Raw genomic sequence first — 23967 nt, 5'->3', positions numbered from 1 at the left:
CTGCGCGCATTTTGTCGGCACAAATTATGCCAAGTTATTGATTTCCGGCAGCCGACTATTGAGGAGCAAGAGTGATGGAAACCCGCACGCCAAACACGTTGCCCTTCCATCGCTTGGCTGTTTTTCCGGTTTTATTGGCTCAATTTGTCATCTTGCTGATCGCCGCATTGGCGCTTTGGTACTGGTATGGAGTCGTAGCCGGATATTCAGGACTCTGCGGAGGCCTGATAGCCTTGCTGCCCAATATGTATTTTGCTCACAGGGCCTTTCGGTTTTCCGGCGCCCGAGCAGCCCAGGCTATCGTCCGGTCTTTTTATGCCGGCGAGGCGGGGAAACTGATTTTGACGGCAGTGCTGTTTGCACTGACCTTTGCAGGTGTGAAGCCATTGGCGCCGCTGGCTGTATTCGGCGTCTTCGTGTTGACCCAACTGGTCAGCTGGTTCGCTCCCCTGCTGATGAAAACAAGACTTTCGAAACCTTAGGGCGTTTGAGGCAACCATGGCAGAAACAACCGCTTCGGGCTATATCCAGCACCACTTGCAGAACCTGACCTTCGGTCAGCTTCCCAACGGCGGCTGGGGCTTTGCCCACTCCGCAGCAGAAGCCAAAGAAATGGGCTTCTGGGCTTTCCACCTGGATACTCTGGGCTGGTCGGTCGCTTTGGGTCTGATCTTCGTCCTGATTTTCCGCATGGCGGCAAAGAAGGCGACTTCCGGTCAACCAGGTGCTTTGCAGAACTTCGTTGAAGTACTGGTCGAATTCGTCGATGGCAGCGTGAAAGACAGCTTCCATGGCCGTAGCCCGGTGATTGCACCGTTGGCACTGACCATCTTCGTCTGGGTGTTCCTGATGAACGCCGTCGACCTGATCCCGGTTGACTGGATCCCTCAGTTGGCCATGGCGATTTCCGGCGACCCGCACATTCCATTCCGTGCCGTATCGACCACTGACCCGAACGCTACCCTGGGCATGGCCCTGTCGGTATTTGCGTTGATCATTTTCTACAGCATCAAGATCAAGGGCATCGGCGGCTTCATCGGCGAGCTGACCCTGCACCCGTTCGGCAGCAAGAACATCTTCGTTCAAGCCCTGCTGATCCCGGTGAACTTCCTGCTGGAGTTCGTCACCCTGATCGCCAAGCCGATCTCCCTGGCCCTGCGACTGTTCGGCAACATGTATGCCGGCGAGCTGGTGTTCATTCTGATCGCTGTGATGTTCGGCAGCGGCCTGCTCTGGCTCAGCGGCCTGGGCATTGTTCTGCAGTGGGCGTGGGCTGTGTTCCACATCCTGATCATCACCCTGCAGGCCTTCATCTTCATGATGCTGACCATCGTCTACCTGTCGATGGCGCACGAAGAGAACCATTAAGGCCAGTCTCGACTAGCCTGATGTCCTTCCCGGTGAAACGGGAAGGTGGCCCACCAGGGCTATGAAACGATTTGTTTTACCGCTTTAAAATCTAAAAAACCTAAACCATACGACGTAAAAGTCGGGAGGAAAGATGGAAACTGTAGTTGGTCTAACCGCTATCGCTGTTGCACTGTTGATCGGCCTGGGCGCCCTGGGTACTGCCATTGGTTTCGGCCTGCTGGGCGGCAAGTTCCTGGAAGGCGCAGCGCGTCAGCCAGAAATGGTTCCAATGCTGCAAGTTAAAATGTTCATCGTTGCCGGCCTGCTCGACGCCGTGACCATGATCGGCGTTGGTATCGCTCTGTTCTTCACCTTCGCGAACCCCTTCGTTGGTCAACTCGCCGGTTAATCACTCGTTTTTCGAGTGATTGGTGTGTTGTGCAACGAATGAGCGAGGTATTGGCGTGAACATTAATGCAACCATTATTGGTCAGTCCTTAGCGTTCTTGATTTTTGTCGTTTTCTGCATGAAGTTCGTATGGCCTCCGGTCATCGCGGCTTTGCACGAACGTCAAAAGAAGATCGCGGATGGACTGGACGCTGCCGCACGAGCAGCTCGCGACCTGGAGTTGGCCCAAGATAAAGCGGGTCAGCAACTGCGCGAAGCGAAAGCTCAAGCAGCCGAAATCATTGAGCAAGCCAAGAAACGCGGTAACCAGATTGTTGAAGAGGCTGTTGAAAAAGCCCGTATCGACGCTGACCGTGTGAAGGTTCAGGCTCAAGCCGAGATCGAGCAGGAACTGAACGGTGTCAAAGATGCGCTGCGTGCCCAACTGGGTGCTCTGGCCGTCGGCGGTGCTGAGAAGATCCTGGGTGCCACAATTGATCAAAACGCGCACGCGGAGCTGGTTAACAAACTGGCTGCTGAAATTTAAGCGAGGGCGATCATGGCAGAATTGACCACGTTGGCCCGACCTTACGCTAAGGCAGCCTTCGAGCACGCCCAGGCCCACCAGCAGCTGGCCTCTTGGTCAGCCATGCTCGGCCTGGCTGCAGCAGTGTCGCAAGACGGCACCATGCAGCGCGTGCTCAAGGCCCCGCGACTGACGAGCGCAGACAAGGCCGCCACTTTTATTGAAGTGTGCGGCGACAAGTTTGATGTGAAAGTGCAGAACTTCATCAATGTCATCGCCGAAAACGACCGTCTCCTGCTTTTGCCGGAGATTGCCGCTCTGTTCGACCTGTACAAGGCCGAGCAAGAGAAATCGGTAGACGTTGAAGTGACCAGTGCTTTTGCATTGAACCAAGAACAGCAAGACAAACTCGCCAAGGTTCTCAGTGCACGACTCGACCGGGAAGTGCGCCTGCAAGTTGCGGAAGACCCATCCCTTATTGGGGGTGTTGTCATTCGCGCCGGCGACCTGGTTATCGATGGCTCGATTCGCGGCAAACTCGCGAATCTTGCCGAAGCATTGAAATCTTGAGTTTGAAGGGGCAGCAGAGCAATGCAGCAACTCAATCCTTCCGAAATAAGTGAAATTATCAAGGGCCGCATCGACAAGCTCGATGTGACCTCCCAAGCCCGTAACGAAGGCACTGTCGTCAGCGTATCTGACGGCATCGTGCGGATTCACGGTCTGGCCGACGTTATGTACGGCGAGATGATCGAGTTTCCGGGCGGCGTCTACGGTATGGCCCTCAACCTGGAGCAAGACTCCGTAGGTGCCGTGGTATTGGGCGCGTACACCAGTCTGGCTGAAGGCATGAGCGCCAAGTGCACTGGCCGCATCCTGGAGGTTCCGGTTGGTAAGGAATTGCTGGGTCGCGTAGTCGACGCACTGGGTAACCCTGTTGACGGTAAAGGTCCACTGGGCAACACCGAGACCGACGCGGTCGAGAAAGTTGCTCCAGGCGTGATCTGGCGTAAGTCGGTAGACCAGCCTGTACAGACTGGCTACAAGGCTGTCGATGCCATGATCCCAGTCGGCCGTGGCCAGCGTGAGCTGATCATCGGTGACCGTCAGATCGGTAAAACCGCTCTGGCGATCGACGCGATCATCAACCAGAAGAACAGCGGCATTTTCTGCGTCTACGTAGCGATCGGTCAGAAGCAATCGACCATCGCCAACGTGGTTCGCAAGCTGGAAGAAAACGGCGCCCTGGCCAACACGATCATCGTGGCTGCCAGTGCTTCGGAATCTCCTGCGCTGCAATTCCTGGCACCGTACTCCGGTTGCACCATGGGTGAATTCTTCCGCGACCGCGGTGAAGACGCGCTGATCGTTTATGACGATCTGTCCAAGCAAGCAGTGGCTTACCGCCAGATTTCCCTGCTGCTGCGCCGTCCACCAGGCCGTGAAGCCTACCCAGGCGACGTGTTCTATCTCCACTCCCGTCTGCTGGAGCGCGCATCCCGCGTTTCGGAAGAGTACGTAGAGAAGTTCACCAACGGCGCAGTGACCGGCAAAACCGGTTCCCTGACCGCACTGCCGATCATCGAAACCCAGGCTGGCGACGTTTCCGCGTTCGTTCCGACCAACGTGATTTCCATCACCGACGGTCAGATCTTCCTGGAATCGGCCATGTTCAACTCGGGCATCCGCCCTGCAGTGAACGCCGGTGTTTCGGTATCCCGTGTGGGTGGTGCCGCTCAGACCAAGATCATCAAGAAGCTCTCCGGTGGTATCCGTACCGCTCTGGCTCAGTACCGTGAACTGGCCGCATTCGCCCAGTTCGCTTCTGACCTGGACGAAGCGACCCGTAAGCAACTTGAGCATGGTCAGCGCGTTACCGAGCTGATGAAGCAGAAGCAATACGCCCCAATGTCGATCGCTGACATGGCGTTGTCGCTGTATGCCGCTGAGCGTGGGTTCCTGACCGACGTTGAAATCGCCAAGGTCGGCAGCTTTGAACAAGCGCTGATTGCTTACTTCAACCGCGATCACGCCGAATTGATGGCGAAGATCAACGTGAAGGGTGACTTCAATGACGATATCGACGCTGGCATGAAAGCCGGTATCGAGAAGTTCAAGGCCACCCAAACCTGGTAAGCCGCAGCGGGAGCCGCAAGGCTCCCGCTTGCTAACCTGATAGGTGTTACATGGCAGGCGCAAAAGAGATTCGCAGTAAGATTGCGAGCATCAAAAGCACGCAAAAAATTACCAGCGCCATGGAAAAAGTGGCGGTCAGCAAAATGCGCAAGGCACAAATGCGCATGGCTGCTAGCCGTCCTTATGCGGAGCGTATCCGCCAGGTAATTGGGCATCTGGCCAACGCCAACCCGGAATACCGCCACCCGTTCATGATCGAGCGCGCCGTCAAGCGTGTGGGTTATGTGGTAGTGAGCAGTGACCGTGGTTTGTGCGGTGGTTTGAATACCAACCTGTTCAAGGCCCTGGTCAAGGACATGGCGGTAAACCGCGAAAACGGCGTCGAGATCGATCTGTGTGTTGTTGGTAGCAAGGGTGCGGCCTTTTTCCGCAACTTCGGCGGTAACGTCGTTGCAGCTATCAGCCACCTGGGTGAAGAGCCGTCGATCAATGATTTGATCGGCAGTGTGAAGGTGATGCTGGATGCTTACCTGGAAGGCCGGATCGACCGCCTCTCCGTGGTATCCAACAAGTTCATCAACACCATGACCCAGCAGCCAACCGTGGAGCAATTGATTCCACTGGTGGCGACTCCGGATCAGGAACTCAAGCACCACTGGGACTACCTCTACGAACCAGACGCCAAAGAGCTGCTTGACGGCTTGATGGTGCGCTACGTGGAGTCGCAGGTGTACCAGGCGGTGGTCGAGAACAACGCAGCTGAACAAGCGGCGCGGATGATCGCGATGAAAAACGCTACCGATAACGCCGGTGATCTGATCAGCGATTTGCAGCTGATCTACAACAAGGCGCGTCAGGCTGCGATCACCCAAGAGATCTCGGAAATCGTCGGCGGCGCTGCCGCGGTTTAACGGTTCAAATATTCAGAGGATCCAGCTATGAGTAGCGGACGTATCGTTCAAATCATCGGCGCCGTTATCGACGTGGAATTTCCACGCGACAGCGTACCGAGCATCTACAACGCGCTGAAAGTACAAGGCGCGGAAACTACTCTGGAAGTTCAGCAGCAGCTGGGCGACGGCGTAGTTCGTACCATTGCGATGGGTTCCACCGAAGGCTTGAAGCGCGGTCTGGACGTTATCGACTCTGGCGCTGCCATCTCCGTACCGGTCGGTAAAGCGACCCTGGGCCGGATCATGGACGTACTGGGCAACCCGATTGACGAAGCTGGCCCGATCGACACCGAAGAGCGCTGGGGCATTCACCGTCCAGCACCTTCGTTCGCGGAACAGGCTGGCGGCAACGACCTGCTGGAAACCGGCATCAAGGTTATCGACCTGGTTTGCCCGTTCGCCAAGGGCGGTAAAGTCGGTCTGTTCGGTGGTGCCGGTGTAGGCAAGACCGTAAACATGATGGAACTGATCCGTAACATCGCCATCGAGCACAGCGGTTATTCCGTGTTCGCCGGTGTGGGTGAGCGTACTCGTGAGGGTAACGACTTCTACCACGAGATGAAGGACTCCAACGTTCTGGACAAAGTGGCACTGGTCTACGGTCAGATGAACGAGCCGCCGGGAAACCGTCTGCGCGTAGCACTGACTGGCCTGACCATGGCCGAGAAGTTCCGTGACGAAGGTAACGACGTTCTGCTGTTCGTCGACAACATCTACCGTTACACCCTGGCCGGTACTGAAGTATCCGCACTGCTGGGCCGTATGCCTTCCGCAGTAGGTTACCAGCCGACCCTGGCTGAAGAGATGGGCGTTCTGCAGGAACGTATCACTTCGACCAAGGAAGGTTCGATCACTTCGATCCAAGCGGTATACGTACCTGCGGATGACTTGACCGACCCATCGCCTGCGACCACCTTCGCCCACTTGGACGCCACCGTCGTTCTGTCCCGTGACATCGCTTCCCTGGGTATCTACCCAGCGGTCGATCCACTCGACTCGACTTCGCGCCAGCTGGACCCGAACGTGATCGGCCAGGAGCACTACGACACCGCTCGCGGCGTTCAGTACGTGCTGCAGCGTTACAAAGAACTGAAGGACATCATTGCGATCCTGGGTATGGACGAGCTGTCGGAAGCCGACAAGCAGTTGGTAAACCGTGCTCGTAAGATCCAGCGCTTCTTGTCGCAGCCGTTCTTCGTGGCTGAAGTCTTCACCGGTGCTTCGGGTAAATACGTTTCCCTGAAAGACACCATTGCTGGCTTCAAAGGCATCCTCAACGGTGACTACGACCACCTGCCAGAACAAGCGTTCTACATGGTCGGCGGCATCGAAGAAGCGATCGAGAAAGCCAAGAAACTGTAATCCAGGCGCCCGGAAACGGGCGCTCATCAGGTTGAGGCAATCAGATGGCTATGACAGTCCATTGCGATATCGTCAGCGCGGAAGGGGAAATCTTCTCCGGTCTGGTAGAAATGGTGATTGCACACGGCGAACTCGGTGACCTGGGTATTGCCATGGGCCACGCGCCATTGATCACCAGCTTGAAGCCAGGTCCGATCACTCTGACCAAGCAAGGCGGGGAAAAGGAGGTGTTTTACATCTCCGGTGGTTTCCTTGAGGTTCAGCCGAACATGGTCAAGGTACTTGCCGACACCGTGCAACGTGCTGGCGACCTGGATGAAGCCTCCGCTCAGGAAGCCGTCAAGGCTGCCGAGAAGGCCCTGAACGAAAAGGGTGCGGACTTCGACTACAGCGCTGCTGCTGTACGTCTGGCCGAGGCTGCAGCTCAGCTGCGCACGCTCCAGCAGATCCGCAAGAAGTAAGCGGCGACGCCGTGATGCTTATGCGCGATTGATTAAAAAGGGTAGCCTCGGCTACCCTTTTTCTTTTTTAGCAAAACACATCTTTGGTCTGAAGCCGGACCGCCCAGGATTGGTAGCCATTCATGTCTCTTGAAATCGTCATTCTCGCCGCAGGCCAGGGCACCCGCATGCGTTCGGCCCTGCCCAAGGTGCTGCACCCGGTCGCGGGCAATTCCATGCTTGGGCATGTTATCCACAGCGCTCGTCAACTGGACCCGCAACGTATCCACGTGGTGATCGGCCACGGTGCTGATGTGGTGCGCGAGCGCCTGGCGGCGGATGACCTGAATTTCGTATTACAGGACAAACAACTGGGCACCGGCCACGCCACCGCGCAAGCTGTGCCGTTCATTACCGCCGACACCGTGCTGATCCTCTACGGTGACGTGCCGCTGATCGAAGTGGAAACCCTGCAACGCCTGCTCAAGCATGTGGTGCCCGGCCAGATGGGCCTGCTCACCGTTGAGCTGGATGACCCCACCGGTTACGGGCGCATCGTGCGCGGTGCCGACGGCAAGGTCGCGGCGATCGTCGAGCACAAGGACGCCAGTGAAGCCCAGCGGGCTATCACCGAAGGCAACACCGGCATCCTTGCGGTGCCTGCCAATAAGCTCGCCGACTGGATGAGCCGCCTGTCCAACAACAACGCCCAGGGCGAGTACTACCTCACCGACGTGATCGAGATGGCCGTGAGTGATGGCCTGCTGGTCGCCACCGAGCAGCCCCACGACCCGATGGAAGTACAGGGCGCCAATGATCGCAAGCAGCTTGCAGAGCTCGAGCGTCACTACCAACTGCGTGAAGGCCGCCGCCTGATGGCCCAGGGCGTGACCCTGCGCGACCCTGCGCGTTTTGACGTACGCGGTGAGGTCACCGTCGGCCGCGATGTGCTGATCGACATCAACGTGATCCTCGAAGGCCGCGTGATCATCGAAGACAACGTGGTCATCGGCCCGAACTGCGTGATCAAGGACAGCACCCTGCGCAAGGGCGTGGTGGTCAAGGCCAACAGCCATATCGACGGCGCCGTAATGGGCGAGGGCAGCGATGCCGGGCCTTTTGCGCGGTTGCGTCCGGGCACTGTGATGGGCGCCAGGGCGCACGTCGGCAATTTCGTCGAACTGAAAAACGCACGCATGGGCGATGATGCAAAGGCCGGCCACCTGGCTTACCTGGGGGATGCGGTGATCGGTGCGCGCAGCAACATCGGCGCAGGCGCGATCACCTGCAACTACGACGGTGCCAATAAGTACCAGACCACTATTGGTGAGGACGTCTTCATCGGCTCGAATAACTCGCTGATTGCACCTGTGACGATAGGTGATGGTTCGAACACTGCTGCGGGCTCAACCATCAACCAGGATGTGGATAAGTCCCAACTGGCCGTGGCCCGTGCACGCCAACGTAACATCGACGGCTGGAAACGCCCGGTCAAAATCAAGAAGACCTGAGTTATCCACAGCCTTATCAGCAGCGTTATCCAGATGTGGGAGGGGGCTTGCCCCCGATGGCGGATTTTCAGTCAATGTTTCAGTCGACTGATCTACTGCAATCGGGGGCAAGCCTCCTCCCACATTTGTGTGTGTTGCTTGAAAAATCTGTTTCCGACGCTTGACGATATCTTCTCAATAGGTTTTGATTGCCTTCGTTATCTTTCGAAACGAAACTTATAATTACCATGTCGAAACGAAATACACCCCAACGACGCCACAACATCCTGACCTTGCTTAACGAACAGGGCGAAGTCAGCGTGGACGAACTGGCCAAGCGTTTCGAAACCTCGGAAGTCACTATCCGCAAGGACTTGGCCGCGCTCGAAAGTAACGGCCTGTTGCTGCGTCGCTACGGTGGCGCGATCACCATGCCTCAGGAACTGGTGGGCGACCCCGCCCAACCGGTCTCGGCCTACAAACGTGCGATCGCCCGTGCTGCGGTGATGCGTTTGCGTGAACACGCCCGCATCATCATCGACAGCGGCAGCACTACCGCCGCCATGATCCCGGAACTGGGCCACCAGCCCGGCCTGGTGGTCATGACCAACTCCCTGCACGTGGCCAGCGCCTTGAGCGAACTGGAGCACGAACCGGTGCTGTTGATGACCGGCGGCACCTGGGACCCGCATTCGGACTCGTTCCAGGGCCAGGTCGCCGAGCAGGTGTTGCGTTCCTACGACTTTGATCAACTGTTCATCGGCGCCGACGGCATCGATCTGCAACGTGGCACCACCACCTTCAACGAATTACTGGGCTTGAGCCGTGTGATGGCCGAGGTCGCCCGTGAAGTGGTGGTGATGGTCGAATCCGACAAGATCGGCCGCAAGATTCCCAACCTGGAACTGCCCTGGAGCAGCGTCCATACCCTTATTACCGATGATCGCCTGCCGCTTGAGGCCCGCGACCAGATCCAAGCCCGCGGCATTACGCTGATATGCGCGGCAATCATCTAGGAGAAGCACCATGTGTGGAATTGTTGGCGCAGTCGCCGAACGTAACGTTACTGCCATCCTGCTCGAAGGTCTCAAGCGCCTGGAATACCGGGGCTACGACAGCGCGGGTGTGGCCGTCTTCACCAACGCCGGCAAGCTTGAGCGCATGCGCCGCCCAGGCAAGGTCAGCGAGTTGGAGCAGGCGTTGGCCGGCGAGCCGCTGGTGGGTCGCCTGGGGATTGCCCACACCCGCTGGGCCACCCACGGCGCACCGTGCGAGCGCAACGCCCACCCGCACTTCTCCGGTGACTTGGCCGTGGTGCACAACGGCATCATCGAAAACCACGAAGTGCTGCGCGAACAGCTCAAGAGCATGGGCTACGTGTTCACCTCGGATACCGACACCGAAGTCATCGCCCACCTGCTCAACCACAAGCTCAAGGACCACAGTGACCTGACCGCCGCCCTCAAGGCCACGGTCAAGGAGCTGCACGGCGCCTATGGTCTGGCCGTGGTCAGCGCCAGCCAACCTGACCGCGTGGTCGCCGCCCGCAGTGGCAGCCCGCTGGTGATCGGCCTGGGCCTGGGCGAGAACTTCCTCGCCTCCGACCAACTGGCCCTGCGCCAGGTGACCGACCGCTTCATGTACCTGGAGGAGGGCGATATTGCTGACATTCGCCGTGAAAGCGTGGCGATCTGGGACGTGAACGGTAATTCCGTCGAACGCGAAGCCGTGCAATACCGCGACGGTGCCGAGGCTGCCGACAAAGGCGAGTTCCGCCACTTCATGCTCAAGGAAATCCACGAACAACCGGCCGTGGTGCAGCGCACCCTGGAAGGCCGCCTTGGTGACAAGCAAGTGCTGGTCAACGCCTTCGGCCCGCAAGCCGCCGAGCTGTTCGCCAAAGTGCGCAATGTGCAGATCGTGGCCTGTGGCACCAGCTACCACGCCGGTATGGTTGCTCGTTACTGGCTGGAAGAACTGGCCGGCATCCCGTGCCAGGTCGAAGTCGCCAGTGAGTTCCGCTACCGCAAGGTGGTGGTGCAGCCCGACACGCTGTTCGTGACCATTTCCCAGTCCGGCGAAACCGCCGACACCCTGGCCGCGCTGCGCAATGCCAAAGAGCTGGGCTTCCTCGCCAGCCTGGCGATCTGCAACGTCAGCATCAGCTCCCTGGTGCGTGAGTCCGACCTGACCCTGCTGACCCAGGCCGGTCGCGAAATCGGCGTGGCCTCCACCAAAGCCTTCACCACCCAGTTGGTCGGCCTGTTGCTGCTGACCCTGTCCCTGGGCCAGGTTCGCGGCACCTTGGCTGCCGGCGTCGAAGCCACTCTGGTGGAAGAACTGCGCCGCCTGCCGACCCGCCTGGGCGAAGCCTTGGCCATGGACAGCACCGTGGAAAAAGTCGCCGAGCTGTTCGCCGACAAGAACCACACCCTGTTCCTCGGCCGTGGCGCGCAGTACCCGGTGGCGATGGAAGGCTCCCTGAAGCTCAAGGAAATTTCGTACATCCACGCCGAAGCCTACCCGGCCGGTGAGCTCAAGCACGGCCCGTTGGCCCTGGTGGACGACGACATGCCGGTGGTCACCGTCGCGCCGAACAACGAACTGCTGGAGAAGCTCAAGTCCAACCTGCAGGAAGTCCGCGCCCGTGGCGGCCAACTGATCGTGTTCGCCGACGAAAAAGCCGGCATGACCAACGGCGAAGGCACCCACGTCATCAACATGCCGCACATCCACGACACCCTGTCGCCGATCCTCTACACCATCCCGCTGCAACTGCTGTCGTACTACGTCGCCGTGCTCAAAGGCACCGACGTCGACCAGCCGCGCAACCTGGCGAAGTCGGTGACGGTGGAGTAACCCGCTCCACCCTGGAGGCCCGCCCGGGTCTCCAGGTACCCGCGAAAGGACGCGCCTTCTGGTTTCTAACAATAAAGATTGACACAAAACAATAAAGATTGACACGACACAACATAGATTGACACAAGGCCGAAACCCCCGTATCTACGGGGGTTTCCATTTTTGGGCTGAGCCATCGGTCTAGATTCTCCGCTTCGTTCCGCTCCGGGAGTAGGCTAAAGAGGGCTGTACCATGAACAGGTGGTGGGCGATTTTTTCCTATAACTATTTTTCAGGGCGAGGAGAGGCGGTCCCGGCGGACGAAGGAGGTAGCATTGCGCGGTCGTAGGTTTTCGTCTGAGACAGATATTCAGCGGCATATTTCGAATGGATTCGGTAGCGGAGCTGGTGCCAGTTATCTGCCGTGGCTGCGCGTCCAAGATGTGCCCTCCAGAGGACGCTCCCACAAGATCCAAGGTGTGAAGATCGATCGTCTCCACCACCTCTTTTCTGACCTAGAACGCGCCTATTTTTTGGTATGTGAATTTTCGGAAAATGTTGTGGATATACGCGAGCAGTATCCATTGCTACCGCGAGAAAGTGCTCAAGCAATCGCGAGCTCTATGGGAGTGCGATACCCAAAGTATCCGAAGACAGTGCTTCCTTACGTTATGACCACGGATTTTTTATTAACGATAAAAAAGCCCGACGGCAGCTTTAAGTCTGTAGCCAGAACAATCAAATACCGCGGCGACCTCGAAGGCAAACAAGCCAGGAGAACGTTGGAAAAATTTGAGATCGAAAAGCGATTCTGGGCTGGCCAACACGTTGACTGGGCTATTGTCACTGAAGAAATGTTCAGCCCCGATTTGATCAAGAATTTAGGCTTACTCAGGAAGTTCGCTCAACTGCCGCGCGCCTTGGCAGAGCCATCATTACACACAGATTTTCTGGGGCACTTAGCGAGCTGTCGTCCCTACCCGTGGAGTACTGCTGAATCTCTGCGAAAGATTGCCGCACGTTTATTTATCTCCTATCAAGACTCTCGGGCTTTATATCATCACCTGATATGGGCTAAGTCGATCAAGGTAGATTTGGTTGGTACTCCCATTCAAATGACTGCACCACTACCAACATTTGAAATCATTGAGAAACCAATGAAAATTTCACTGACGGCGGAGGGCCTATCATGAAAGTCCAAGTCAATGATTGTTTCGAACCGCTTACTGAGTTTTCCGTCGTGCCGGGCTTCGTTAGGGTCTTGTACCTCAATGAGCGATACGATGCGGTCGTTTTGATCCAATTAACGGATCCGCCCCGCCAACCGATTGGTTTAGGCCTGGAGGAGCTTCGCGGATCCGTCATTGCAGGTGATACGAAGCTAGCCAAGGTCGTTACGCCTGAGTTTCTCTTAGTGTTAGAGGATGACTTGGATGAGAAAAAGAAGCGGGAAAGGGATGAAAAGTGGAACATCATCGCACCCCTGATCGACTCAGATTATCCAGGTCAGATATTCGCTCCTGGTGAGATGGGTCAAATGGTCGGCGCTAGAGCTGTTGAGCTCGGTATACAGCGCAAGAGCATCTATCGACTTCTGTACCGTTACTGGATCAATGGCCAAGTTCGAAATGCGCTCTTGAAAAACTATGCGAGCGTCGGAGTTCCTGAGCGCAAGTATGATCCCGCAAAGCCCCCAGGTAGGAAGCCAAGGTATCAAGGTATTGCCGTTTCACCGACCAAGGTTATCGATGCCGTGGATAAGCGCTGTATCCGTATCGGCTACTCGTTATTTGTCGGGGATAAGACTTCTACGATAACCAACGCCTATGTTGAGATGCTCAGGAGGTTCTATACCGCGAAAGACCTGTCGAAAAATCCAGAATCAGGCGGTCGTTTGCTACCCGAATCGGAAATTCCTTCCTTTAGACAGTTCGATTATTGGGGAAAGCAATATTTCGACGAGGTTGAAACTGAACGTGGCCGTAAGGGAATGCGTAAGTGGCTAAAAGATTGCCGCCCCCTTTCTGGAACCGTCCGTGACTGGCTTCGTGGCCCCTGCCATCAGTTTGAGATCGATGCCACCATTGCGGACATTTATCTCGTGAACGGATACTCCAGGCGAATGCTCATTGGACGGCCGGTTGTGTACGTCGTCATTGATAGCTTTTCCGGCATGATCGTCGGTCTCTACATCGGATTAGAGGGCCCGAGTTGGAACGGAGCCAGGCAAGCGCTTTTCAACGCTTTCACTTCGAAGGTTGAGTTTTGCGCTACCAATGGGGTCACAATCGATTCAGAGGAATGGGACTGTCATCACCTCCCACATCACATCTACGCTGATCGAGGCGAGATGTTGGGGAAAGCAGCTGAAGGTCTTGCCACTGGCCTGAATATCGAGCTGGGAATTGCTCCGCCCTACCGCCCTGACTGGAAGTCGATGGTTGAGAGCCGGTTCGGTATCCTGAACAACCTGACTGGCATCAGGTGGCTTCCTGGTGGCGTAGCGGCTAGGGAGAAGGAGCGTGGGGAGCGAGATTACCGACTTGACGCGACGCTGAGCATGAAAGAGTTCACTAAGATCATCATCCAGTGCGTCCTTCACTATAACCGCTTCAACCGGCAGCCCGACAGGCTCACTCAAGAGATGATGAACGACGGTGTCGATCCGACGCCGGTAGGTATTTGGACTTGGGCATTGGAAAATGGCCATGTCGAACCAAACAATCATCCCGATGAACTGGTCTATCTCCATTTGCTTCCGCGTGAGCAAGCAACGGTCCAAAAGGGTGGTGTGCTATTCCGAGGAATGCATTATGTCTGTGATGTGGCGATCGAGAACAACTGGTTTGCGAAAGCCCGTAGCCGCGGGGTTTGGTCGATAGAGTGTTGGTATGACCCAAATTCCTCAGCACATATTTGGATCCGGGGAGACACCAAACAGTTTATCCGTTGCGATTTGCGTAAGTCTGATAGCAAGTATGCTGGTTATCGGTCCGATGAGATTTTCGACCTGCTCGAAGCTTACCGCCAGACTCCACCGACTCATAAACGCGCTGAGTTGGAGAGTCGGATTTCGCTTCTAGAGGAAGTTAATCAAGTCGTCAGCGGTGCGATCGCTGAGCGAAATGATGAGCCAGCGCCTGCGACCAAAGCTGAGATGATTGGAAATATTCGTGAGAATCGCGCCGTTGAGCGCCTCAAGGAGCGTGAGACCGCCCATGTGCCAGAGGGTGTGAGGATTGAATCGCCTGTGCTCAAGACAGAGATCTCCCAAGATCGCTCAGAAAACTTTGCCGGTCCTCGCAGCGCTCAGGTTATCGATATGCTCAAACGCCTCCGCCCAGGACAAAACTCATGAAAGGCGCCCAAGTTTTCGCAAGCTACACGAAGCAGGCGATAGCGGACTACGCGGGAAATCCACTCATCGAAGCGCTGCCACCGATCTTCTCAGAAGAGGTGGCAATGCAACTAATCTCGAACTTCCCCCGTCCTGTTGATCCAGAAGAGCTGACCCTCGACCGATCGACTCGGGTTCACTGCATCGACCGGTTGAGAACGGTGGTCCAGCCTTTGTTGGTCCACATGGATCTGGAGTCCGTATTTTCATTGCTGGTACGACGTGGGTACGTCGGACGCAACCCGACCTCTCCAGACACTGTCAGACATCTTCACTCACTTTCGGGCGCACAGCGCTACCACGATGGATTCAAGTCCACTGCCGAAACGTTCAGTCTGGTTGGCCTTAGTGGCATTGGAAAGTCCACCGCACTCGAAGCCATTTTGAGTCTCTACCCTCAAACGATTCGCCACGAGCGTTATGAAGGAAAGCAGTTCGTTCATACCCAGATCACCTGGCTCAAGCTTGACTGTCCCCGAGATGGGTCGCTGGCAGGCTTCTGTCAGCAATTTTTCTATGCGGTCGGGCGAGCTTTAGGTGATGAGGATTACTACAAGCGGTATCGGGCTCGGAACATCAATGACTCGTTGCAACAAATGGAACAGGTTGCGAGTACATTTTTCATCGGAGCTTTGCTGATCGACGAACTTCAGAACCTGCACCTTGCAAAAACTGGGGGCAAGGACAACATGCTGAATTTCTTCCTCCATCTAGTGAACAACATCGGCATTCCTGTGGTGTTCATCGGGACCAATTCGATGATCAGCCTATTTTCTGACGTCATGCGCAACGCAAGGCGTTGCTGCGGCGTCGGGGTACTCGAATTTAAACGTTTTGAGAAGGACGATGACGAGTGGCGCATGCTTGTTGAAAACCTCTGGAGCTATCAGTGGTACCAGCAGCCGGTCGAACTGACAGAGGATGTGTTTGATGCGCTGTATGAGCATACACAAGGGGTCACCGACTTTTTGGTGAAGCTTTTGGTGCTCAGTCAAAGGTATGCGATCCAGAGTGGTTCGGAATGCGTTACCGCCGAGACAATTGCGTTGGTGAGCAACACCAAGATGCAGATATTGAAGCCAGCTTTGTCCGCTCTGCGAAGCCGAGATCCGAAACGGATGCGGCAGTTCGATGATTTGCTTCCGATTGAAGACCAACTAAGCGACATGATGGCGCTCGATGGTGTGGCTCGGCCGGAGCGACTGGCGTTGCTGCGCAGTGTCATCAGTCGCAGCGACAATAGTGCTACCAAACCTAATGTGGCGGCCGTTAACCAAGTCAAATCGCAGTCACCTGCGGCGGTGGCGGTTGAGACCTCAGAGGCACAGGCGCTAAGTGAAAGTGAAGACTCCATTGAGGCGCTGAAGAGCGCCGGTTGGATAAACAGTGATCTATTCGAGTTCTCTCCTTTGTATCGGAGGGGGTGAATAAAGGGTGACGAAATGGCGCTTAAATTCCATTTCTTTCCGGCTGTTTTTCCCGATGAAACGCTTCACAGCGTCCTTTCAAGATACGCCCGGCTCTGTGGCGTACGTAGCTGTGGAGCCGTTTTCGATGGAGCGCAGTCCGCGAACTTCTTCTCGCAGAACGTGGCTTTTCCATGTCGACTAGCCGAGCTTGCCGAGGCGCTGCCTTATGACACAGGCTTATCGCTAGCCGCAGTTATAAAGCGTCATACGCAGCTGCCCTACTACGAACCATTTTTGACCCAGCAACAGGTGGACGACGCTCATATCTTGATGGCGGGAAACGGAAAGGGGTTGATGCTCAGGTTGGGGTTGATCGCGAGTCGACTCGAGTTCGCTTCGAGAGTCCGATTTTGCTTCGACTGTATCGAACAGGATAGAGCCCGTATGGGAGCAGCGTACTGGCACCGTGTGCATCAGCTGCCAGGCGTTTTGATCTGTCCCCACCATGGAACCCCGTTGAAGTACCTTGATTACCGCTGGTTGAGTCGAAATTCTCGAAGAATGCACTTGCCGGACGATGAGGACGTTCAGTCTCACTCCATTCCGTTAGACATCCCTCAAAATCTACAAAGTGCTCTGCACGAAATAGCGCAGCGTTCGATGCAGGTGCTTGAGGTCGATGTTCCTCCTTTATGTCCTGATGCGATTCGCTCGGTGTTTTTGGATGGTGCTACCGCCTTGGAAATGGCTTCCGACACTGGTCGGCTGCACTTAGGTAGATTGGCGCGGCACATGTCTGCGTTCTTTGAGGTTCTCCCCTCCTCAGGGGAGTACTCGATACTGAGCAAATCGTCTGCGGATATACCGGCGGCCTGGGTTGTGAAGCTTTTGCGTAAGCCGAGGGGCACCCATCATCCGCTGAAGTTCATCCTGCTGGCCTGCGCGCTGAAGGTCGACATGGAAAGGATACTTCGGCAGAACGCGCCTATTACCGAGTCGTTGAATCGAACAGCCAATACCGAAACACCTGGTGAACAAGCTGCCAACGGATCTCCAACCAGTCGCTCAAGCACCAATGAGTATATGAGTGAGGCATCTGAAACGATCTGGAGGCTGGCGCTCTCGGGGGCTGACGCGAAGACCATGGCGTCAGTAACAAGGAACTCGGTTACATGCGTCTACCGAATGATACGCGCGATTTCCGATGGACCTGACCGATGGAAAGAGGCGAGGCTTTCGAAACAGCTGGGTGATAGGAGGAATCGATTTGAGGGGGATTACAGAGCTCACCTAGCTCATGAGTGTCGAGATTATGTGTGGCTTCATCGAAACGATCGGCAATGGCTGTCCGAGCGTACACAACAGCCAGGTAAAGCCCACAGACTGCGCGGACAGCAAGCAGAAAGATTCAAAGACCTGGACCTCAACCTTGCCAACGAAGTGGTTCAATGCGCTGAAATGTTACGAGCGCTTCCAGGTAAACCTGTCCGTATCTCTCGGACAAAAATAGGCAGAGAGCTTCATGTGTTATCTAGGTTTGAAAAGCAGCTCAACAAGCTGCCGCACTGTGCGGTTGCACTGGCAGCCGAATGCGAAACCCTTGATGCATTCCATCGGCGGCGCCTGAGCTGGGCCGAGTGGAAGCTAAAACTTGACGGCAAACCAATTACTCAATCAGCGCTGTATCGAACAGCGTGTCTCAGAAAATTCCAAATATGAGTGAATGCACCCTGATCCGCGTATGAATATTGCTCTGTAACGCCGTCGACACAAGCCTCCATATTTGAGCTGTACGTAGATTCGATGTGTGAATTTTGACGAGGCGTGCAGTTAACGTATTTATATGTGTGGTGTATCGCATTTTGACTATGGCGTGAAAACGGCTGTTTTCTTATAAAATAGTTGCTGGCTGTTCGCTACTGTATGGCGTTCATCTTCAAAAATCCTTACCCGGGTACACGGTGGTATGTGATAAAAGAACACCATCCACAGGACTCGCGTCCTACCAGAACCCACGCTAGAAAGTCGGCTACTCATGTCCAGTATTCTGTTTTTTCCAATGTCAATGCCAGACGAGACACTATTATCTCGTATTACGAGATACCATTTTTTGTCCGGAAACAAAACCGAGGCAGAAACTTTTCTTGATCTTTTTGGCGTTGCACCATTCCAACTATCTATCATACCAAAGCAATTAGAAAACCTTGCTTCTCGATTGCCGGGAGTTAAAGAAAGCAACTTGGCTGAGTTGCTTGAGATTAACACTACGTTCCCAGCCTACAAACCTTTTATAGGACTATCAAAAGAACCCTCTAGGGAATTAGACAAGGTTTTATCTGATGTCGCTCGAGTGCCTAGGAGAGAAGGTACGAGGAATAGCAGAGCTAAAATTTGCTTGGCCTGTGTGCAGGCCGACCTCATAGAGTGTGGCTACGCATATTGGCACCGAGCTCATCATGTACCGGGCGTTACAGCGTGCTGGCGACACGGTGAAGAACTTCTTCAATCTTGCCCTAATTGCTCTCACCCTTTCTATCGTAAAAACCGATTGTTACCGGGGTTGACCGATGATTGTGCTTGCGGGTGGAACGCTGTTAAACCTGCGAACCGCTCACCCGCCTCAAATGAAGAGCGCGAGTTTGCAGTTTTTGTAAATGATATTCTGCAACGCAATCTGCCATCGATAGATTATACGGTTTTGGCTGCTTGTTATCGGCGTCAAGCAAAGAAGCAAGGGTTTGTTCATGGGAACCTAATTGGCACAGCTAAATTATTTAGCAGTATTCGTGATAAGTTCAGCGATGAAATTATTTCGAAAATTGATTTGGCATACGCAGCTGGAATTCGAAGTCAATGGATTAGGCTATCGACAACAAGAGGTCAAATTGATATGCCGTTGGCAAGGCATCTTTTAATATCTCTCCATCTTTTTGGATGTGCAGAAAAGTTTGAGAAATGCTTGGCAGAAGAGTCTCTACTTGCTAGCTCGGCAAACCCGACGGTCCGTCTTAAAGAGAAAACTTTGCCAGAACATAAGAAAAAGGCTTATCGAGAAAAAATCTCAATGCTACTTGAAGTGAAGCCAGGCATTGGTATGGACTATCTTTGGGTAAGTGCTTATCAAGTAACCCGTTGGCTCAACGAAAACGATAAGGACTGGTTGTTGAGTAAAATTACAGGGAACTTAATGCAGAAGAGTAGTGTCGAGCCGGTGGTAAACGATGAGGACGAAAAATACGCAACTATTCTTATAGAGGGCGTTGAGAACTTGTACCGCATCACCCAAAAACAGGTGCGAGTAAATATCAGTAACATGCTTGCAATTTTGCCGCGAAAAGTAAGTAGGGAGCGTGCGACTCGTAAGTCTTTCCCATTGCTGTCAGCTCAACTTGAACTTCATCTTGAGTCTCTTTGGCATTTTAGGTTACGGAGATTTATATGGACGATGTCGGAGATCGCGAGGCTTAAGTTACCCCCAAACAACTCCAGCTTGAGATTATTGACAACAGTGCCTCATGTGGCCTGCCAGGCTCTCATAAATCACTTCGAGTGGGATTTAGACAGCATGGTTAAGGACGGCATTAAGGTTGACGTTATGCTTAGAAATACCGGTGTCTCGCGGCAATGGGAAGGGCCACCAGGTTATGATATTCCCATGGGTGGCAATGCATACATGGAGATGATCGCGTCCAATTCAAAGCTCCAGTAGATATTTTTATGGCGTGGCGCAGTTGCTCTGGATCCGGTGATTTCTGAGGCTTATTGCTGCGCGTTGGATGTCACTATTAATACCGACGCCTATTGCGTATTGATCGGGCATTGGACGTGCAACGATATCAGCGACTTCCGCAGACACGGGCTTATACCGCATACGTCGATTTCGCGTATTCAATGTCCGCAGACATCGGTATCTATCTCAACGTCGATTCAAGCATGAGCAGGGGAATTACGTCGCTAGCGCAATCCACTCCAGTGGGCTGCGTAATTACATAGACTTGACCACATATTTGCATTCGACTTGACCAGTTAGGCCGTGATTGATTGTTTCGCTGTACGTAGCCTGACTGACAAGGTTTTAAGTGTGATAGAGAACCCTAACAGCCGCTTAATCCATTTGATTCAGTCTTGGTTGCAGCCATTGGTGTTAGCCACGGCATTTGATTCGTAGGAATGAGTCGCTCGACAATTGCGCAGTCGATCCAACGACCGTCAAGGCATGCATGTTTCTCGTAAACCCCGACTTGGCGGAATCCGCAAGCTTCGCACAGGGCGAGACTGGCGCGGTTAGAGGTGAACACGCGAGAAAGGACTTTCCAAAATCCGCGAGCTTCTGCCTCTTTAAGCAGCGCCTGAAGGAGATTCTTACCCAGCCCCTGGCCTCGCACCTCACGGCTCATGTAAATCGAAAAGTCAGCGATGCCGTCATAGCACGCGCGATTGCGGTAGTCACTAAGGCTCGCCCATCCGATGACCTTATCGTGCTCATCAAGCATCACCAGAACGGGATAACGATCATGAGCCTCAAGTCGCTCTAGCATGTCATCAGGGTTACGCGGAGTGGTCTCGAACGTGGAACTTCGTTCCGCAATCCCTTGGTTATAAATAGTGGCTATCGAGGTTGCATCAACTGGCTCAGCAGGACGGATACGCATGATCGGGTTCCATTATGTTGGTAGTAACAACATTTGAATCAAAAAATGGAGATTCAATAGGCTTGCGTTGGATCTGAGCCACGCTCATTTGTGAGGCCGCAGCGTTTTTCGGTAGCTCGTGTAATCTGCCTGAGCAAGGTTAATGCTCCTTGCCTGGCTTCGGCTGAAAGGTTCTCGATCATTGTTATCTCTTCGGCAATGAGATCGCCCCTGATTTTTTCGTAGAGTTCCCTGCCCGCGTCCGTGGCCTGGATCTTCACGGCACGGCGGTCTTCGTTATCCTCAGCGCGTGACACATACCCCTTGCGTTCGAGCGCATCGATTACGCGGCTTGCCGTGCTTTTGTCTAAAAACATCTCTTCAGCCAAGACCTGAAGCCGCATGGCTCCTTTCTTGACCAGCGTTTCGACCGCGTAGCACTGGGTGACTGAAACGTCGTAGCAGCAAATCCGATCTCTATCTCGAAACTGGTAGACACGGACGAGCTGATTCAACGCCTCGTACAGATCCTCGGCATCCTGGGACAACTGGTCTTTTTTCCGCTTCGGCATAATCGTCACAAATTCGTTGTTAGCTGCAACAATAATCTTGGGGATGCTGACCGTCAACAAGCCTGCGCTGGTTGACGACAGGAAATCTGTCGCACTAGCATGTTGTGCCCAACAGCCAAAAAAGAATTCAGCAAGTGAGCTTTGTGGCCCAATCCTGGTACCTCTTAGTGTTGGAAAATTCGGCCCAATGCTGCTGTTGAACTTGCTGTACTGGTTACAGCTGATTTGCGTTGTGATCAGCTCGTCTTCCGACGAAAAGTCGTCCGACGATCTGACGAGCGCTGCCCTTACCCGCTGGTGACCGGCGACGCAAAAATATACGCTTTACCGAATATGCGATAAATCATATATTCGATTCAACGTATGTGTCGAGGTTGCCATGTCTGCCCCAATCAAAGTGCTTTTCATCTGCGTTGCCAACTCTGCCCGCTCCCATTTAGCAGAAGCATTGCTTCGGCACACAGATCCGCGTTTTGCCGCTTACAGTGCGGGCTTGGAGCCAACCAGCGTCGACCCGCGTACTGTAGCTGCTCTGGCCAATGTCGACGTAGATGCATCCGGACTGCATAGCAAATCCATTGATGAGCTTCGCGACGAAAAATTCGATTACGTCATCACGCTGTGTGACAAGTCCGCACGGGAATGTGCATGGATGCCCGTCGCTGGCGAAGTCATCACTTGGGATTTCGCAGATCCGGTCACCAGCGATCATCCCGACGCGTTTCGCCACACACTTCATGACATCCATGAGCGCATTAAGCTCTTCGTCTTGGTCAAGACAAAACACTTGGAGGATCTATGACAGAGCCCATGAATCCCACGGCACTATTCAAGTGCTTGGCAGATGACACTCGAACCAAAATCACACTGCTCATCGTGAGCGAAGGAGAGCTGTGCGTATGCGAGCTTACCGCTGCGCTCGACCAGAGCCAGCCCAAGATTTCTCGCCACTTGGCGCTGCTTCGTTCAGCGGGACTGCTGATGGATCGTCGTCAAGGCCAGTGGGTTTACTACCGCCTGAATCCCGGCCTTCCTAGTTGGGTGAGTGCAATTCTGAAGGACGTCGTGGATGCGAATCAGGATTGGCTAGATACCGAAGCCAAACGGCTAAGCGACATGAATGCTCGTCCTATCAACCAGCTCGTATGTGGCTGATCTGCTTCCAAATCGAGTGATTGAAATGTTGATTGCCGTACTGATCTTTATTGCCACCATCGTCCTGGTGATCTGGCAGCCCAAAGGGCTGGGTGTTGGCTGGAGTGCAACCTTTGGCGCTGTACTCGCGCTCTTGACTGGAGTGGTCACTCTTGGGGATATCCCCGAGGTGTGGCACATCGTTTGGAATGCCACCGCAACGTTCATCGCGGTGATTATCATCAGTCTTCTGCTCGATGAAGCCGGCTTTTTCGAATGGGCAGCATTGCATGTCGCACGCTGGGGCGGAGGCAGCACTCGTAAGCTATTTGCTTTCATCATCCTACTGGGTGCTGCGGTATCAGCATTATTTGCTAATGATGGTGCGGCATTGATTCTCACGCCCATCGTGATCGCAATGCTATTTGCATTGCGCTTTTCGCCCGCTGCCACCCTCGCATTCGTCATGGCGGCCGGTTTTATCGCTGATACCGCGAGTTTGCCTCTGGTAGTTTCGAATCTGGTCAACATTGTCTCTGCGGATTACTTCAAGATTGGGTTCAGCGAATACGCATCCGTCATGGTGCCGGTGAATCTGGTCAGCGTTGCGGCTACGCTGGTGATGCTGATGTGGTTCTTCCGCAAGGAATTGCCCAAGACTTACGAACTTGCTCAGTTGCATCATCCTAAAGAGGCGATACGTGATCGCCCGACGTTCATAGCAGGCTGGTGGGTTCTAGCTCTGCTGCTGGTCGGTTTCTTTGTCGTCGAGCCTCTGGGCGTGCCGATCAGTGCCATTGCGGCTGCCTGCGCATTCATTCTTTACGTCATCGCGGCCCGTGGACACGCCATCGACACCGGCAAGGTGCTCAAGGGCGCGCCATGGCAGGTGGTGATCTTTTCCCTGGGCATGTATCTGGTCGTCTACGGCCTCAAGAACGCCGGTTTGACCAACCATATCGCCCAGATCCTGAATGTATTTGCCGACTACGGTGTCTGGGGCGCGTCCTTGGGTACGGGGCTGCTCACAGCCTTTCTGTCTTCAATCATGAACAACATGCCCACCGTCCTGATCGGTGCCTTGTCCATTCATGCTGCCGAAGTCGATGGCGTCATCCATCAAGCAATGGTGTACGCCAACATCATTGGCTGCGACCTGGGGCCGAAAATCACCCCCATCGGTAGCCTGGCCACGCTCTTGTGGCTTCACGTGCTGGCCAAAAAGGACATCACGATCAGTTGGGGTTACTACTTCAAGACCGGGATCGTGCTGACCTTGCCCATCCTTATCGCCACCCTCTGTGCCTTGGCATTGCGCCTCAGCTTCTGAATCAAGGAATC

22 protein-coding genes are annotated in these 23967 nt (G+C 54.5%); 20 read left to right on the top strand and 2 right to left on the bottom strand.

Going from position 1 to position 23967, the window contains the following annotated elements:
- The first annotated feature begins 74 nt into the window (after positions 1 to 74).
- The 17 genes from J1N02_RS13490 (at position 75) to J1N02_RS13410 (ending at position 19998) form a co-directional block, all read left to right on the top strand.
- Positions 75 to 482: a F0F1 ATP synthase subunit I gene (locus J1N02_RS13490; RefSeq protein WP_421147405.1), complete on the top strand. Its 408-nt coding sequence runs from the start codon at positions 75 to 77 to the stop codon at positions 480 to 482.
- Between the two features lie 16 nt (positions 483 to 498).
- A complete protein-coding gene (atpB, locus tag J1N02_RS13485) occupies positions 499 to 1368 on the top strand; it encodes a F0F1 ATP synthase subunit A (protein WP_017736231.1) in 870 nt (289 codons plus the stop codon).
- A gap of 133 nt (positions 1369 to 1501) precedes the next feature.
- Complete coding sequence (gene atpE, locus J1N02_RS13480) at positions 1502 to 1759, top strand: F0F1 ATP synthase subunit C (RefSeq protein ID WP_002555987.1); 258 nt, start codon at positions 1502 to 1504, stop codon at positions 1757 to 1759.
- Between the two features lie 55 nt (positions 1760 to 1814).
- Complete coding sequence (locus tag J1N02_RS13475; RefSeq protein WP_008439543.1) at positions 1815 to 2285, top strand: F0F1 ATP synthase subunit B; 471 nt, start codon at positions 1815 to 1817, stop codon at positions 2283 to 2285.
- A gap of 12 nt (positions 2286 to 2297) precedes the next feature.
- Entirely contained in the window at positions 2298 to 2834 is a 537-nt protein-coding gene (locus J1N02_RS13470; RefSeq protein ID WP_027608176.1) for a F0F1 ATP synthase subunit delta, read from the top strand.
- A 21-nt stretch (positions 2835 to 2855) separates the two neighbouring features.
- The gene (gene atpA / locus J1N02_RS13465) at positions 2856 to 4400 is read left to right on the top strand and encodes a F0F1 ATP synthase subunit alpha (protein WP_003177064.1); all 1545 of its coding nucleotides are present in this window, start codon (positions 2856 to 2858) and stop codon (positions 4398 to 4400) included.
- A 50-nt stretch (positions 4401 to 4450) separates the two neighbouring features.
- Positions 4451 to 5311: a F0F1 ATP synthase subunit gamma gene (gene atpG / locus J1N02_RS13460; protein ID WP_003195829.1), complete on the top strand. Its 861-nt coding sequence runs from the start codon at positions 4451 to 4453 to the stop codon at positions 5309 to 5311.
- A 27-nt stretch (positions 5312 to 5338) separates the two neighbouring features.
- The gene (gene atpD / locus J1N02_RS13455) at positions 5339 to 6715 is read left to right on the top strand and encodes a F0F1 ATP synthase subunit beta (RefSeq protein ID WP_003177062.1); all 1377 of its coding nucleotides are present in this window, start codon (positions 5339 to 5341) and stop codon (positions 6713 to 6715) included.
- Between the two features lie 44 nt (positions 6716 to 6759).
- The gene (locus tag J1N02_RS13450) at positions 6760 to 7176 is read left to right on the top strand and encodes a F0F1 ATP synthase subunit epsilon (protein WP_003177061.1); all 417 of its coding nucleotides are present in this window, start codon (positions 6760 to 6762) and stop codon (positions 7174 to 7176) included.
- 122 nt (positions 7177 to 7298) lie between these two features.
- A complete protein-coding gene (gene glmU, locus J1N02_RS13445; RefSeq protein ID WP_027608177.1) occupies positions 7299 to 8666 on the top strand; it encodes a bifunctional UDP-N-acetylglucosamine diphosphorylase/glucosamine-1-phosphate N-acetyltransferase GlmU in 1368 nt (455 codons plus the stop codon).
- Positions 8667 to 8893: 227 nt separating this feature from the next.
- On the top strand, positions 8894 to 9661 hold the full coding sequence (locus tag J1N02_RS13440; protein WP_027608178.1) for a DeoR/GlpR family DNA-binding transcription regulator: 768 nt from the start codon (positions 8894 to 8896) through the stop codon (positions 9659 to 9661).
- Between the two features lie 10 nt (positions 9662 to 9671).
- Positions 9672 to 11504: a glutamine--fructose-6-phosphate transaminase (isomerizing) gene (glmS, locus tag J1N02_RS13435; protein ID WP_027608179.1), complete on the top strand. Its 1833-nt coding sequence runs from the start codon at positions 9672 to 9674 to the stop codon at positions 11502 to 11504.
- 314 nt (positions 11505 to 11818) lie between these two features.
- Positions 11819 to 12676, top strand: coding sequence for a TnsA endonuclease N-terminal domain-containing protein (locus tag J1N02_RS13430; RefSeq protein WP_034139928.1), 858 nt, complete (start codon positions 11819 to 11821; stop codon positions 12674 to 12676).
- Positions 12673 to 14841 carry a Mu transposase C-terminal domain-containing protein gene (locus J1N02_RS13425; protein WP_034139927.1) on the top strand — a complete coding sequence of 723 codons (2169 nt, stop codon included), beginning with the start codon at positions 12673 to 12675 and terminating at the stop codon, positions 14839 to 14841. Before J1N02_RS13430 ends, J1N02_RS13425 begins: the two co-directional genes overlap by 4 nt.
- Positions 14838 to 16307: an ATP-binding protein gene (locus J1N02_RS13420; RefSeq protein ID WP_034139926.1), complete on the top strand. Its 1470-nt coding sequence runs from the start codon at positions 14838 to 14840 to the stop codon at positions 16305 to 16307. Before J1N02_RS13425 ends, J1N02_RS13420 begins: the two co-directional genes overlap by 4 nt.
- Positions 16308 to 16322: 15 nt before the next feature.
- Complete coding sequence (locus J1N02_RS13415; protein WP_054898301.1) at positions 16323 to 18008, top strand: TnsD family Tn7-like transposition protein; 1686 nt, start codon at positions 16323 to 16325, stop codon at positions 18006 to 18008.
- Positions 18009 to 18324: 316 nt separating this feature from the next.
- Entirely contained in the window at positions 18325 to 19998 is a 1674-nt protein-coding gene (locus J1N02_RS13410; protein WP_082423442.1) for a TniQ family protein, read from the top strand.
- A gap of 385 nt (positions 19999 to 20383) precedes the next feature.
- On the opposite strand, the gene J1N02_RS13405 is transcribed toward J1N02_RS13410, so the two are convergent.
- Both J1N02_RS13405 and J1N02_RS13400 read right to left on the bottom strand, forming a co-directional pair.
- Complete coding sequence (locus J1N02_RS13405; protein WP_019334872.1) at positions 20384 to 20941, bottom strand: arsinothricin resistance N-acetyltransferase ArsN1 family A; 558 nt, start codon at positions 20939 to 20941, stop codon at positions 20384 to 20386.
- Between the two features lie 53 nt (positions 20942 to 20994).
- Positions 20995 to 21492 (bottom strand): MarR family winged helix-turn-helix transcriptional regulator, encoded by a 498-nt coding sequence (locus tag J1N02_RS13400; protein ID WP_032901576.1) that lies wholly within the window; start codon positions 21490 to 21492, stop codon positions 20995 to 20997.
- 379 nt (positions 21493 to 21871) lie between these two features.
- On the opposite strand from J1N02_RS13400, the gene J1N02_RS13395 reads away from it, so the two are divergent.
- The 3 genes from J1N02_RS13395 to J1N02_RS13385 are packed head-to-tail and all read left to right on the top strand — an operon-like array spanning position 21872 to position 23956.
- Positions 21872 to 22294, top strand: a complete 423-nt coding sequence (locus J1N02_RS13395) for an arsenate reductase ArsC (protein WP_080761505.1) — start codon at positions 21872 to 21874, stop codon at positions 22292 to 22294.
- Entirely contained in the window at positions 22291 to 22647 is a 357-nt protein-coding gene (locus J1N02_RS13390) for a metalloregulator ArsR/SmtB family transcription factor (protein WP_032901556.1), read from the top strand. Before J1N02_RS13395 ends, J1N02_RS13390 begins: the two co-directional genes overlap by 4 nt.
- 25 nt (positions 22648 to 22672) lie before the next feature.
- The gene (locus J1N02_RS13385) at positions 22673 to 23956 is read left to right on the top strand and encodes an arsenic transporter (protein ID WP_032901557.1); all 1284 of its coding nucleotides are present in this window, start codon (positions 22673 to 22675) and stop codon (positions 23954 to 23956) included.
- Positions 23957 to 23967 lie beyond the last annotated feature (11 nt).

The organism is Pseudomonas sp. NFX5 (assembly GCF_049132125.1).
Taxonomy (GTDB): domain Bacteria; phylum Pseudomonadota; class Gammaproteobacteria; order Pseudomonadales; family Pseudomonadaceae; genus Aquipseudomonas; species Aquipseudomonas marginalis.
Note: the sequence above shows the minus strand (reverse complement) of the source record. Positions and strands in the feature narration are given on the sequence as shown.

Excerpts from the sequence above, each read along its gene's own strand:
- J1N02_RS13420 (WP_034139926.1), top strand. The coding sequence starts at position 14,838 with ATGAAAGGCGCCCAAGTTTTCGCAAGCTACACGAAGCAGGCGATAGCG.
- J1N02_RS13400 (WP_032901576.1), bottom strand. The coding sequence starts at position 21,492 with ATGCCGAAGCGGAAAAAAGACCAGTTGTCCCAGGATGCCGAGGATCTG.
- J1N02_RS13490 (WP_421147405.1), top strand. The coding sequence starts at position 75 with ATGGAAACCCGCACGCCAAACACGTTGCCCTTCCATCGCTTGGCTGTT.
- atpG (WP_003195829.1), top strand. The coding sequence starts at position 4,451 with ATGGCAGGCGCAAAAGAGATTCGCAGTAAGATTGCGAGCATCAAAAGC.
- atpA (WP_003177064.1), top strand. The coding sequence starts at position 2,856 with ATGCAGCAACTCAATCCTTCCGAAATAAGTGAAATTATCAAGGGCCGC.
- J1N02_RS13440 (WP_027608178.1), top strand. The coding sequence starts at position 8,894 with ATGTCGAAACGAAATACACCCCAACGACGCCACAACATCCTGACCTTG.
- J1N02_RS13385 (WP_032901557.1), top strand. The coding sequence starts at position 22,673 with ATGTTGATTGCCGTACTGATCTTTATTGCCACCATCGTCCTGGTGATC.
- J1N02_RS13470 (WP_027608176.1), top strand. The coding sequence starts at position 2,298 with ATGGCAGAATTGACCACGTTGGCCCGACCTTACGCTAAGGCAGCCTTC.
- atpD (WP_003177062.1), top strand. The coding sequence starts at position 5,339 with ATGAGTAGCGGACGTATCGTTCAAATCATCGGCGCCGTTATCGACGTG.
- J1N02_RS13410 (WP_082423442.1), top strand. The coding sequence starts at position 18,325 with ATGTCCAGTATTCTGTTTTTTCCAATGTCAATGCCAGACGAGACACTA.
- atpB (WP_017736231.1), top strand. The coding sequence starts at position 499 with ATGGCAGAAACAACCGCTTCGGGCTATATCCAGCACCACTTGCAGAAC.
- glmS (WP_027608179.1), top strand. The coding sequence starts at position 9,672 with ATGTGTGGAATTGTTGGCGCAGTCGCCGAACGTAACGTTACTGCCATC.
- J1N02_RS13415 (WP_054898301.1), top strand. The coding sequence starts at position 16,323 with ATGGCGCTTAAATTCCATTTCTTTCCGGCTGTTTTTCCCGATGAAACG.
- J1N02_RS13390 (WP_032901556.1), top strand. The coding sequence starts at position 22,291 with ATGACAGAGCCCATGAATCCCACGGCACTATTCAAGTGCTTGGCAGAT.
- J1N02_RS13405 (WP_019334872.1), bottom strand. The coding sequence starts at position 20,941 with ATGCGTATCCGTCCTGCTGAGCCAGTTGATGCAACCTCGATAGCCACT.
- atpE (WP_002555987.1), top strand. The coding sequence starts at position 1,502 with ATGGAAACTGTAGTTGGTCTAACCGCTATCGCTGTTGCACTGTTGATC.
- glmU (WP_027608177.1), top strand. The coding sequence starts at position 7,299 with ATGTCTCTTGAAATCGTCATTCTCGCCGCAGGCCAGGGCACCCGCATG.
- J1N02_RS13395 (WP_080761505.1), top strand. The coding sequence starts at position 21,872 with ATGTCTGCCCCAATCAAAGTGCTTTTCATCTGCGTTGCCAACTCTGCC.
- J1N02_RS13450 (WP_003177061.1), top strand. The coding sequence starts at position 6,760 with ATGGCTATGACAGTCCATTGCGATATCGTCAGCGCGGAAGGGGAAATC.
- J1N02_RS13425 (WP_034139927.1), top strand. The coding sequence starts at position 12,673 with ATGAAAGTCCAAGTCAATGATTGTTTCGAACCGCTTACTGAGTTTTCC.